The sequence below is a fragment of the Stenotrophomonas sp. YJH_SMC_57 genome (genome assembly GCF_059369755.1).
Window position 1 is genome coordinate 93,650 of the sequence record NZ_JCAFSZ010000013.1, and the last position, 12,166, is coordinate 105,815.

Here is a 12,166-nt window from a genome sequence, read left to right on the forward strand (position 1 = left end):
ATCAATCGCATGAAGTTCAGCTCGCAGACCCTGCGCACGTTCACCACCCTGCACACCTGGGTCGGCCTGGTGGCCGGCTTCGGGCTGTTCGTGGCCTTCTATGCCGGTGCGCTGACCCTGTTCCACCACGACCTGCCGCTGTGGCAGACGCCGGGCGCGGCCACCGCGTTGCCCGCCAGCCTGGATGACGCGCAGTACCTGCTGGAGGACGTGCTGGCCGCACATGCGGAAGCACGCCGGCATGTCGGCATGACCTTCCCCGGTGCCGAGCATCCGCAGCCGCTGGCCTACTGGCAGGCCGACGACGGGGGATGGCGCTATGCCTGGCCGGGGCAGACCGCCGGCAGCCCGACGCCGCCGCAGTCGGGCCTGGCCGAACTGGTCAACGAGCTGCACTACAGCCTGGGCCTGCCGGTGGCCGGCATCTACGTAATGGGCATCGTCAGCCTGCTGTATGGCATGGCCCTGCTCAGTGGCCTGGTGATCCATCTGCCGAAACTGCTCGGCGACCTGTTCGCGCTGCGCCCGGGCCGCAACCTCAAGCAGCTGTGGCAGGACGCACACAACGTGATCGGTGTGCTCAGCCTGCCGTTCCACCTGATGTTCGCGGTGACCGGTGCCCTGCTCTGCCTGGTGTTCATCCAGATCGCCCTGCTCAACCCGCTCATCTTCGAAGGCAAGGCCATGCAGGCGGTGCCGACGGCGATGGACACCGCGCCCGTGCGCGCCGCCAGCGGCGTGCCGGCCGCTCCGGGCAGCCTGCGCGAACTGCATGCGCGCGCGCTGGAAGTGGCGCGCGCGCAGGGCGTGACCGATTTCGAACCGGCCTACCTGAAACTGGCCAACGGCGGTGATGCCAATGCCACCATCGAGATCACCGGTGAGTCCAGCGGCACCCTCGGCCCGCTTGGCTCGGTCGCGCTGGACGTCGCCAGTGGCCGCCTGCTGGCCAGCCAGCTGCCCGGCCACCGTGATGCCAACCACGCCACGCTCAGCGCCGCCTATGCGCTGCATTTCGGTGAGTTCGGCAATGGCGTGGTGGTCTGGCTGTACTTCCTGCTGGGCCTGGGCGGTGCCTTCCTGTTCTATTCGGGCAACCTGCTGTGGATCGAATCGCGGCGCAAGCGCCGGCAACCACAGCAACCGCGCTCCGGGGTGAACATGGCGCGGGCCACGGTGGGCGTGTGCATCGGCCTGTGCGTGGCGATCTCGGTCGCATTCGCCAGCGCCCTGGTGCTGGAACGGGTGGCACCGTCCGCCGTTGATCACGGCATCCGCTGGGCCTGTTTCGGCAGCTGGGCCGCCTGTGCGCTGTGGGCAGCACTGCGCCGCCCGGCCCAGGCGGCACGCGAGCTGCTCTGGGCCGCCGCGATCAGCACCGCGCTGGTGCCGGTACTGCATGGTGCCCTCAGCGGTGACTGGCTGTGGCGCGCGGCCGCGCATGGGCACTGGCCGCTGTTCTGGGTCGATGCGATCGCACTGGCCATGGCGTTCGGCTTTGCCCGGCTGGCACTGGCCAGCCAGCGTCGCGCGCGCAACGGCGATCCCAACAGCGTCTGGGCCAATTGAGGTAGCGCCGGGCATGGCCCGGCACTACCGCCAACGCTCAATCGCCGATGCGGGCCTTCTGCCACGGGCCAAGCATGGCGTTGAGCAGGCTGGCCTGTTCGTCATCGCCGGTCAGCTCCCACATGAACACCCCGGCCAGGCCCTGCTCGCGGGCGAACTGCGCGCGCAGCCCGATCGAGCGCGGGTCTTCGTAGCTGATGAAGATCTTCTGCTGCGGGTTGTACAGCCACGGGCTCTGCGCCTGCGGCTGCCAGTGCTTCGTCCAGCCGGGCTGGTCGAGATAGCGCGCCTTGATCACCCGCCAGTCGCCCGCGTCGGCCGGCGCGCTGTAGGCCTGGTACAGCCCATCGGCGGCATCGCCGGTGACCTTGAAGCCACGGCCATAGAACGGCACGCCCAGCACCAGCTTGTGGGCCGGCACGCCGTGGTCGCGGTAGTACTGCACCGCGCCGGCCACGTTGTTCCAGCGCCGCAGTTCCGGCGCCAGCGGATCGGCCGGCACTTCATGCAGCGGGGCGTTGAAGGTCGACACCGCCGAGAAACCGGTGCCCATGTCGTAGCTCATCAGGTTGATGAAATCGAACACCCTGGCCAGCGCCGGCAGGTCGTAGCTGGCCGCCGGATCGTAGGGGCCATCGGTCTGCAGGCGACCGGCGGCCAATGCGGCGGTCAATAGCATCGGCTGCCCCTGCTTGCGCCCGCGCGCGTCGAGTGCCACGCGGAACGCCTGCGCGAGTCTGGTCAAGTTGGCGCGATCCTGCGGGCGGTGTGCCAGCTCCTTCGGCCCACCACTGACCGGGAATTCCCAGTCGATGTCCACGCCATCGAAGCTGCCGGCGTAGCGATCGAAGAACAGCGCCATGCAGGAATCGACCAGGCGCTTGCGGCTGGCCTCGCTCAGCGCCGCATCGGAGAAACCGCCCGCGCCCCAGCCGCCGATGGAAATCAGCGTGCGCAGGTGCGGATGCGCCTTCTTCAGTTCGGCCAGCGCAGCGAAGTTGGCCGGCGCTTCGGCACCGACCGTGCAGCGGCCGTCTTCAATGGTGGAAAACGCATAGAACAGGTGGGTCAGGCGTTCGGCCGGAATGCTCGGCACCGGATAGCGCTCGGCCGACCCGCCAGGATAGTAGGCACCGAAGATCGGCGCCTGCGGTGCCGCAGCGGCGTGTGCAGCGATGGGCAGGGCGCCGGCAATCAGCACGGCAAGGACAGCCACGGTCTGGCGCAACATGGGATCTCCCGGTTCGAAGGCGCAGCCACGTTAGCAAACCGATGTGCCTGCGGTACGGATGTCGCGGCATGTCGTCCAGTGGACAGGCGCGATCCGCACAACCGTGACAGAACAATGGCCACCTGGCGGCGCTCATGCACTGCAGCAGGACATGCAGCGACCTGTATGAGCGGCTCCTCGTTGCGTCGACGCAAAGAAAAAGCGGGCCGAAGCCCGCTTTTTCATTTCAGCGATTCCAGAAGCGTGTCAACCAAGGTTGACACCCACCGTAATCAACCGGAGGCCGATTATTCGGCGCTGACGGCGTCGCCTTCTTCCACGGCCTTCATCGACAGGCGGATACGGCCCTGCTTGTCGACTTCCAGCACCTTGACCTTGACCACATCGCCTTCCTTCAGCACGTCGCCGACCTTCTCGACGCGGTCGCTGGAGATCTGCGAGACGTGGACCAGGCCGTCCTTGCCCGGCAGGATGGTGACGAACGCACCGAAGTCCATGATCTTGGCGACCTTGCCTTCGTAGATGCGGCCCGGCTCGACGTCCGAGGTGATCTGCTCGATGCGGGCCTTGGCGGCCTGGGCAGCGATGGCGTTGACCGAAGCGATGACGATGGTGCCGTCATCCTGGATGTCGATCTGGGTGCCGGTTTCCTTGGTGATGGCCTGGATGGTCGAACCACCCTTGCCGATCACTTCGCGGATCTTGTCCGGGTGGATCTTGATGGTCAGCAGGCGCGGCGCGTAGTCGGACAGCTCCGAACGCGGGGCGGTCAGGCCGTGGGCCATTTCGCCCAGGATGTGCAGACGGCCAGCCTTGGCCTGCTGCAGGGCCTGCTTCATGATCTCTTCGGTGATGCCTTCGATCTTGATGTCCATCTGCAGGGCGGAGATGCCCTCAGCGGTACCGGCCACCTTGAAGTCCATGTCGCCCAGGTGATCTTCGTCACCCAGGATGTCGGACAGGACGACGAAACGCTCGCCTTCCTTGACCAGGCCCATGGCGATACCGGCAACCGGCGCCTTCACCGGCACGCCGGCGTCCATCAGGGCCAGCGACGAGCCGCAGACCGACGCCATCGACGAGGAACCGTTCGACTCGGTGATTTCCGAGACGACGCGGATGGTGTACGGGAAGGCTTCCAGCGACGGCATGACAGCCAGCACGCCGCGCTTGGCCAGGCGACCGTGGCCGATTTCGCGGCGCTTCGGGCCCATCATGCGGCCGCACTCACCCACCGAGAACGGAGGGAAGTTGTAGTGGAACAGGAAGTTTTCCTTGTACTCACCGGCAACGGCATCGATGACCTGGCCGTCACGGGCGGTGCCCAGGGTGATGGTCACGATGGCCTGGGTTTCGCCGCGGGTGAACAGCGAGGAACCGTGGGTACGCGGCAGCACGCCGGTCTTCACGGCGATCGGGCGGACGGTGTCCAGCGCACGGCCGTCGATGCGGACCTTGGTGTCCAGCACCGAGTCACGCATGGTGCGGTATTCCAGCTCGCCGAATTCCTTCGACAGCTCGGCCGGGTTCCAGCCCTCGGCGGCCACGCGGCCAGACAGGGTTTCGACCACGTCCTTCTTGATCGCCGAGATGGCGTCACGGCGCTGCAGCTTGTCGCGCACCTGGAAGGCTTCGCCCAGGCGCGGGCCGATGGCTTCCTTCAGGGCGGAGATCAGCGCGTCGTTCTTGGCCGGGGCTTCCCAGGTCGACGGCTTGGTGCCGGCTTCGACGGTCAGCTCGTTGATCGCGTTGATGACCTTCTGCATTTCGCGGTGACCGAAGGTCACGGCGCCCAGCATCACTTCTTCGGACAGCAGCGCGGCTTCGGATTCGACCATCAGCACGGCGTTGGAGGTACCGGCGACGACCAGTTCCAGCTGCGAGTCAGCCAGTTCGCTGACGGTCGGGTTCAGGATGTATTCGCCGTTCTTGTAACCGACCTTGGCAGCGCCGATCGGACCCATGAACGGGGTGCCGGCCAGGGCCAGGGCAGCCGAGGCACCGATCAGGGCCGGGATGTCACCGTCCACGTCCGGGTTCAGCGACATGACCGTGGCGATGATCTGCACTTCGTTCTTGTAGTCTTCCGGGAACAGCGGGCGGATCGGACGGTCGATCAGACGCGAGATCAGGGTTTCCTTCTCGGTCGCACGGCCTTCGCGCTTGAAGAAACCACCCGGGATACGGCCGCCGGCGTAGAACTTTTCCTGATAATCGACGGTCAGCGGGAAGAAGTCCTGGCCTTCGCGCGCGCTCTTGGCGGCGACGGCGGTGACCAGCAGTACGGTGTCGTCCATCTTGACGATGACGGCACCGCTGGCCTGGCGGGCGACTTCGCCGGTCTCAAGCGTGACGGTGTGCTTGCCGTACTGGAAGGTTTTGGTGATTTTTGCCACGGAGGGTGTCCTTGGGGATGCTGTCTGCGAATTTGGACCGTCGGCGACCCTTGCCGCCTGCGGGTGGCCGGATCGTTCCGGCCTGAATCGGGGATTGCGGTGCTACAAAACAAAACCGCGGCGCATCGCTGCGCCGCGGGGGATTCGTTGCTTAGCGACGCAGGCCAAGCTTTTCGATCAGGGCCTTGTAACGCTCGACGTCCTTCTTCTTCAGGTAGTCGAGCAGGCTGCGACGGCGGTTGACCATCTGCAGCAGGCCGCGGCGGCTGTGGTGGTCCTTCTTGTGGGTCTTGAAGTGGCCGGTCAGCAGTTCGATGCGGGCGGTCAGCAGGGCCACCTGGACTTCCGGGGAGCCGGTGTCGGCGGCGCTGCGCTTGTTGTCTTCAATGACCTTCTGGGTGTCGATCGACATTTTCTTTTTTCTCTGTGATGCGTGGCCGGCAGGAACGCGCTTCGCGCACCGCCAGGCTCGCCGTGGACTACGAGGATGAAACCTGCGCGGGGCAGGCTGCCGGAAAACGGCCGCGAAATTGTAACGGCCGGGGGCTTCCGGGACAAGGTCCGGGGCTGAACCGGCGGGCCCCGGTCAGAGGTTGAAACGGCGCTGGGGGGCCAGCAGGCCACTGTCATCGACCTGGCCCAGCCCCTGGACAGCATCGTCCGGGCCGAACACGGCGACCAGGCCGCGCGGCCAGGACAGGTCGCGCTGGCGCTGGCCGACGCAGAACCGGTGAGCCTGGTCGGCGTCGAGGTCGACCCGCGGGTACTCGGCCAGGCCGGCGGCCAGGGGCAGCAACAGCGCATCCATGGCGGCCTCGTCGCCCGCCTCGACCATCGCCCGCAGCTGGTCCAGGGTGACCATCACCGGCTCGCGGAATGGTTCGACCCAGAGCCGGCGCAGCGCGCTGATATGCGCGCCGCAGCCCAGGCTTTCACCGAGGTCACGGGCCAGGCTGCGGATGTAGGTGCCCGAGCCGCAGGTGACGCGCAGGCGCAGCCGTTCCGGCTGCTGCTCCAGCACCTCGATGGCGTGCACCTGCACCTCGCGCTCGGGCGCCTCGATGACGTCGCCACGGCGGGCCTTCACATACAGCGGCTCACCGCCCTGCTTCAGCGCCGAATAGATCGGCGCCCGCTGCAGGATGCTGCCGGTCAGCGGCGCCAGCGCGGCCTGCAGGGCCTGCGCGCTGACTGCCGGCACCGGCCGCTGCAGCAGCACCTGGCCTTCGGAATCGTCGGTATCGGTGGTCTGTCCAAGCACGATCTCGGCGTCGTAGGACTTGGCCGAGCCCAACAGCAGGCCGGCAATCTTGGTTGCCTCGCCGAAGCACAGCGGCAGCAGGCCGGTGGCCAGCGGGTCGAGGCTGCCGGTGTGACCGCCCTTCTCGGCACGGAACAGGCGGCGGGCCACCTGCAGGGCGGCGTTGGAGCTCATGCCGGTCGACTTGTCGAGCAGCAGGATGCCATCCAGGCGGCGGAACTGAATTCGGGTCATGACAGGATGTTGTAGAGCCGAGCCATGCCCGGCTGCCGCATCGCGGCCCGCACGGGCATCGCGTTGCCGGAACGGAAAGACGCCGGGCACGGGCCCGGCGCTGCCTTATTCTTCGTCGCTCTCGCGACGCTTCTCCGCGGCCAGCGTATCGGGCAGGTCGCGCAGGATGTTGTCGATGTGCTCACCACGGTCGACCGAGTCGTCGTAGTGGAAATGCAGCTCCGGCACGTGGCGCAGCTTCATGGCACGGGCCAGGTCCATGCGCAGGCGGTAGCCCAGCTCCTTCAGGCCGGCCACGGCTTCAGCCGAACGTTCCGGCATCAGCGCGGTGACGAACACCTTGGCATGGGCCATGTCGCGGGTGATTTCCACGTCGGACACGCTCACCGAGGGCAACCCGTGCTCGCGCACGGCGTTGTGCACCAGGGTGCCGAGTTCACGGCGCAGCTGGGCGGAGACACGGTCGGTTCGATGGAAAGTCTTGGGCACGCGGTCGGGCTCTCGATTCAAATGTGACCCGACCAGGGTCGGGTCCTACCAGGAGGAGCGGCCCGACCAAGGTCGAGCCCCACCAGGGAGCGGACCGGCCCGTGAGGGCCGGTCCGTTGCAGCATTACAGGGTGCGCGGCACTTCGATACGCTCGAAGCACTCGATCTGGTCACCCGGCTTGACGTCGTTGTAGGCCTTCACCGCGATACCGCATTCGGTACCGTTGCGGACTTCCTCGACGTTCTCCTTGAAGCGGCGCAGCGATTCCAGTTCGCCCTCGAAGATCACAACGCTGTCGCGCAGCACGCGGATCGGCTTGTTGCGCTTGACCACGCCCTCGATGACCATCGAGCCGGCAACGGCGCCCAGCTTGGAGCTGCGGAAGACGTCGCGGACCTCGGCGATACCGATGATCTCCTCACGGATCTCCACGCCCAGCAGGCCGGAAGCCACCTGCTTCACCTGATCGATCACGTCATAGATGATCGAGAAGTAACGCAGGTCCACGCCGTTCGATTCGATGATGCGACGGGCCGAAGCATCCGCACGCACGTTGAAGCCGATGACGGTGGCCTTCGAAGCGGCCGCCGAATTGGCGTCCGACTCGGTGATGCCACCCACGCCGGAGTGGATCACGTTGATGCGGATGTCTTCGTTGGACAGCGCGACCAGTGCCTGGCTCAGCGCCTGCACCGAACCCTGCACGTCGGCCTTGATGACCAGGTTGAGGACCTGCTGGCCCTCGCCCTTGCCCAGGGTCGCCATGATGTCTTCCATGCGGCTGCCGGCGGTGGCGACCAGGCGCGATTCACGACGCTTGGTCTCACGCTGCTGGGCAACGTCCTTGGCCAGGCGCTCGTCCTCGACCACCACGAAGTCGTCACCGGCTTCCGGCACGCCGGACAGGCCCAGGACCTGCACCGGGATGGACGGGCCGGCGAACTCCGGCTGCTTGCCGGTTTCGTCGAACAGCGCACGCACGCGGCCGTACTGGATGCCGCACACCAGGTAGTCGCCCTTCTTCAGGCGGCCCTGCTGCACCAGCACGGTAGCGACCGGGCCACGGCCCTTGTCCAGCGACGATTCGATCACCACGCCCGAGGCGCGGCCTTCGTCGACGGCCTTCAGTTCCAGCAGTTCGGCCTGGATCGAGATGGCGTCCAGCAGGTCGTCGATGCCCAGGCCGGTCTTGGCCGAGATCTCCACCATCTGGGTGTCACCACCGAAGTCTTCGGCCACGACCTGCTCGGACAGCAGTTCGTTCTTGACCCGCATCGGGTCGGCGTCGGACTTGTCGATCTTGTTGATCGCCACGATCAGCGGCACACCCGCCGAACGGGCGTGCTGGATCGCTTCCTTGGTCTGCGGCATGACGCCGTCATCGGCGGCCACGACCAGCACCACGATGTCGGTCAGCTTGGCGCCACGGGCACGCATCGAGGTGAAGGCAGCATGGCCCGGGGTATCCAGGAAGCTGATCACGCCCTTCGGCGTATCCACGTGGTAGGCACCGATGTGCTGGGTGATGCCGCCGGCTTCGCCGGTGGCGACCTTGGTGCGGCGGATGTAATCCAGCAGCGAGGTCTTGCCGTGATCGACGTGGCCCATGATGGTGACCACCGGCGGGCGCTGGGTGGCTTCGCCCTGGTTTTCACCGGTCGAGGCCAGCAGTGCGTCTTCGGCGTCGTTGTCGTTGGCACGGATCGCCTTGTGGCCGAGTTCTTCGGTCACCAGCGCGGCGGTGTCGTGGTCGATGGACTGGGTGATGGTGGCCATCACGCCCATCTTGAACAGCGCCTTGACCACCTCGCCGCCCTTCAGCGCGAGCTTCTGCGCCAGGTCGGCCACGGTGATCGTGTCGCCGATCGCCACTTCACGCACGACCGGTGCGGTCGGACGCTCGAAGCCGTGCGGACCGGCATTGTTGCCACCGCGCGACATGTCGCGACGGCCACCGGACTGGTTGCGACCGCCCGGACGCCCCCGGGTGTTGCTGTTGTTGCTGTTGCCACGACGCGCGCGGTCAGCGGCCGACAGATGCATCTGGCCAGCGAAGCGATCGCCCGGGCCACGCTCGTTGCGCGGCGCGCTGCGGTTGTTGCGGTCATCGTTGCGCGGCGGCGGCGGTGCACCACGCGGCGCAGCCGGGGCGGCGGCCGGAGTGCGCGGCGGGCGCGGCGCGGTTTCATCGATGGGAGCACGCTTGGGCTTGCTGGCCGCCAGCGCCTCGGCAGCCTTGGCGGCGGCCGCAGCTTCTTCGGCGGCCTTCTTCTCGGCCTCGGCGCGCTCCTTGGCGGCAACCTCTTCCTCGCGGGCACGGACGATGGCTTCGTCGCGCAGACGATCCTTCTCGGCCAGGGCCTGCTGTTCGGCAAGGTTGCGCGCACGCGACTCTTCCAGCTTGCGCAGGATGTCGGCGCGCTCTTCGTCCGGCGTCATGGCGCGAGCACCATCCTTGACGTAGGTACGCTTCTGGCGCACCTCGACATTCACGGTCGTCTTGCTGCGACCGGAATTGACCGTCACTTCCTGCTGCTTCCGGCGGTTGAGCGTGATCTTCTTTGCAGACTGATCGGTCTCTTCCGGGGCCTGCTCGGGCTTGCCATGCGAACGACGAAGGAAGCCCAGGAGCTTCACCTTCTCGGAGCTGGTCACGACCTGGTCGGGACCGCTGAACTTCATGCCGGCACCGGCCAGCTGTTCCAGCAGTTTTTCGACCGGCGTGTTGACCAGTTCGGCAAGCTTGCGGATGGTGGTTTGCTGCGACATTCGGATCCTATGATCTTGTGGGCGCCCCCCCGCATCTGGAGGTGGCGCGGATTCTACGCCCTGAGCGGCTCAGGGCCCTGTTCATTGCCGGCTCATTCGCCGCGTTCCAGTCGGGCGATCTCTTCGGCGCGGGCAGCCAGGATCAGCGCAGCGGCGCGCGCCTGATCCAGCCCTTCGATGCCGAAGTCCATGACCTCGTCGGCGGCCAGGTCGGACAGGTCCTCGCTGGTACGCACGCCGTGGCCGGCCAGCGCATACGCGGTGGCTTCGTCCATGCCCTTCAGGGACAGCAGGTCCTGCGCCGGCTGGCCGTCTTCAAGGCCTTCTTCGACTGCCAGGGCCTCATTGAGCAGCGCATCGCGGGCACGAGCGCGCAGCTCTTCGACGATGTCCTCGTCGAAACCTTCCACGGCCAGCAGTTCGCCGACCGGGACATATGCGATTTCCTCGACGGTGCCGAAGCCTTCGCTGACCAGGATGCCGGCGATCTCTTCGTCCACTTCCAGCTTGTCCATGAACAGCTGGCGGGCCGAAGCCTGCTCGGCCTCCGACTTGGCGGTGACCTGGTCCTGGGTCATCACGTTGAGCTGCCAGCCGGTCAGGCGGCTGGCCAGGCGCACGTTCTGGCCGCCCTTGCCGATCGCCTGGGCCAGGCGGTCTTCAGCCACGGCCAGGTCCATCGAGTGCTTGTCTTCATCGACGATGATCGACTGCACTTCGGCCGGCGCCATCGCGTTGATGACGAAGTTGGCCGGGTTGTCGTTCCACAGCACGATGTCCACGCGCTCGCCATTGAGCTCGTTGGACACGGCCTGCACGCGCGAACCGCGCATGCCGATGCAGGCGCCGATCGGATCGGTGCGCTGGTCGTGGGCGAGCACGGCAATCTTGGCGCGGTCGCCCGGATCGCGGGCACAGGCCTTGATTTCCACCAGGCCCTGGCCGACTTCCGGCACTTCCAGCTTGAACAGCTCGATCATGAATTCCGGGGCGGCGCGGCTGATGAACAGCTGCGGGCCACGCGGCTCCGAGCGGACCTCGGCCAGGTAGCCGCGCACGCGGTCACCGGCACGCAGCACGTCGCGCGGAATGCCCTTGTCCTTCGGAATGAAGCCTTCGGCGTTGCCACCGAGGTCGACATAAATGTTGCCGCGCTCGGCGCGCTTGACCACACCGGTGATCAGTTCGCCGACGCGATCCTTCCACGCATCCACGACCTGCTGGCGCTCGGCTTCGCGCACGCGCTGGACGATGACCTGCTTGGCAGCCTGGGCGGCGATGCGGCCGAAGTCCGGGTTCTCGATCTGCTCTTCGATGTAGTCGCCGACGTCCACGCCTTCGGCTTCGTCGACGGCGTCCATCAGGCGGATCTGGCGATCCGGCGATTCCATCACCACGTCATCGGCCACCACTTCCCAGCGGCGGTAGGTTTCGTAGCTGCCATCCTTGTGGTCGATGACCACGCGGGTCAGCACTTCCTCGTCGGGATAGCGCTTCTTCGCTGCCGAGGCCAGGGCGGCCTCGATGGCATCGAAGATCACTTCACGCGGCACGCCCTTCTCGTTGGCGACTGCGTCGACTACCAGCAACAGTTCCTTGCTCATTGGCTCACTCCGCGCGCGGCTTCTTTGCCGCCGGCTCGTTGGAAGAAGAATTCTTGTTCGGCTTCGGACGCTTCGGTGCCGGACCGGTCGGCTTGCTCGGGGCCAGCCCCAGCGCCACCCAGTCGGGCATGATCCGCGCCTTGTCGATGTTGTCGGCCGACACGATCACTTCGGTCTTGTCGACAACGAAGGTGATGGTGTCCGCGGCCTCGTCGGTTGCTTCGATGCGACCCTGCAGGCGACGACGATTATCCTGCGGCAGCTTCAGGGTGACCTTGGCCATTTCGCCAAGGTGACGGCCGAACTGCTCCAGGTTGAACAGCGGACGGTCCACGCCCGGCGAAGACACTTCCAGCGTGTAGTTGCCGCTGATCGGGTCTTCGACGTCCATCTGTGCCGACACTTCACGGCTGACGCGTTCGCAGTCGTCGACATTGATGATGCGCTCGGGCTGTTCAGCCAGCGGCACGTCGATGTAAAGGCGCAGGGTCGCACCGCCGGGGGCCGGCAGATACTCAACGCCCAGCAGCTCCAGGCCCAGCGACACAACGGTCGGGGCGAGCAGATTCGCGATGTCGGTTGCCTTGTCGCTCACAGCCTGCCTTGATCTCT

At 66.5% G+C, this 12,166-nt stretch carries 9 protein-coding genes; 1 reads left to right on the forward strand and 8 read right to left on the reverse strand.

Translation table 11 applies throughout. The features are described from left to right. The first annotated feature begins 9 nt into the window (after positions 1 to 9). Positions 10 to 1,569, forward strand: a complete 1,560-nt coding sequence (locus AC5P7U_RS17485; protein WP_197563398.1) for a PepSY-associated TM helix domain-containing protein — start codon at positions 10 to 12, stop codon at positions 1,567 to 1,569. Between the two features lie 37 nt (positions 1,570 to 1,606). On the opposite strand, the gene AC5P7U_RS17490 is transcribed toward AC5P7U_RS17485, so the two are convergent. The 8 genes from AC5P7U_RS17490 to rimP all read right to left on the reverse strand — a co-directional run bounded on the left by AC5P7U_RS17490 (position 1,607) and on the right by rimP (position 12,149). Continuing rightward, on the reverse strand, positions 1,607 to 2,800 hold the full coding sequence (locus AC5P7U_RS17490; protein ID WP_006458237.1) for a glycoside hydrolase family 18 protein: 1,194 nt from the start codon (positions 2,798 to 2,800) through the stop codon (positions 1,607 to 1,609). A gap of 287 nt (positions 2,801 to 3,087) precedes the next feature. Further along, a complete protein-coding gene (gene pnp / locus AC5P7U_RS17495) occupies positions 3,088 to 5,196 on the reverse strand; it encodes a polyribonucleotide nucleotidyltransferase (RefSeq protein ID WP_312563285.1) in 2,109 nt (702 codons plus the stop codon). Between the two features lie 151 nt (positions 5,197 to 5,347). Then, on the reverse strand, positions 5,348 to 5,608 hold the full coding sequence (gene rpsO, locus AC5P7U_RS17500) for a 30S ribosomal protein S15 (protein WP_005417886.1): 261 nt from the start codon (positions 5,606 to 5,608) through the stop codon (positions 5,348 to 5,350). 174 nt (positions 5,609 to 5,782) lie between these two features. Then, positions 5,783 to 6,691, reverse strand: coding sequence for a tRNA pseudouridine(55) synthase TruB (truB, locus tag AC5P7U_RS17505; protein WP_006458489.1), 909 nt, complete (start codon positions 6,689 to 6,691; stop codon positions 5,783 to 5,785). A 105-nt stretch (positions 6,692 to 6,796) separates the two neighbouring features. Then, on the reverse strand, positions 6,797 to 7,180 hold the full coding sequence (gene rbfA / locus AC5P7U_RS17510; protein WP_005410447.1) for a 30S ribosome-binding factor RbfA: 384 nt from the start codon (positions 7,178 to 7,180) through the stop codon (positions 6,797 to 6,799). A gap of 124 nt (positions 7,181 to 7,304) precedes the next feature. Then, positions 7,305 to 9,950: a translation initiation factor IF-2 gene (gene infB / locus AC5P7U_RS17515; RefSeq protein ID WP_049458242.1), complete on the reverse strand. Its 2,646-nt coding sequence runs from the start codon at positions 9,948 to 9,950 to the stop codon at positions 7,305 to 7,307. A 92-nt stretch (positions 9,951 to 10,042) separates the two neighbouring features. After that, a complete protein-coding gene (nusA, locus tag AC5P7U_RS17520; protein ID WP_006458580.1) occupies positions 10,043 to 11,554 on the reverse strand; it encodes a transcription termination factor NusA in 1,512 nt (503 codons plus the stop codon). 4 nt (positions 11,555 to 11,558) lie between these two features. Then, the gene (gene rimP, locus AC5P7U_RS17525) at positions 11,559 to 12,149 is read right to left on the reverse strand and encodes a ribosome maturation factor RimP (protein ID WP_006458581.1); all 591 of its coding nucleotides are present in this window, start codon (positions 12,147 to 12,149) and stop codon (positions 11,559 to 11,561) included. Between the last annotated feature and the right edge of the window lie 17 nt (positions 12,150 to 12,166).

What these genes read in the sequence shown, in the direction of transcription:
- AC5P7U_RS17485 (WP_197563398.1), top strand. Translation starts at nt 10, where the DNA reads ATGAAGTTCAGCTCGCAGACCCTGCGCACGTTCACCACCCTGCACACC.
- AC5P7U_RS17490 (WP_006458237.1), bottom strand. Translation starts at nt 2,800, where the DNA reads ATGTTGCGCCAGACCGTGGCTGTCCTTGCCGTGCTGATTGCCGGCGCC.
- rpsO (WP_005417886.1), bottom strand. Translation starts at nt 5,608, where the DNA reads ATGTCGATCGACACCCAGAAGGTCATTGAAGACAACAAGCGCAGCGCC.
- truB (WP_006458489.1), bottom strand. Translation starts at nt 6,691, where the DNA reads ATGACCCGAATTCAGTTCCGCCGCCTGGATGGCATCCTGCTGCTCGAC.
- infB (WP_049458242.1), bottom strand. Translation starts at nt 9,950, where the DNA reads ATGTCGCAGCAAACCACCATCCGCAAGCTTGCCGAACTGGTCAACACG.
- nusA (WP_006458580.1), bottom strand. Translation starts at nt 11,554, where the DNA reads ATGAGCAAGGAACTGTTGCTGGTAGTCGACGCAGTCGCCAACGAGAAG.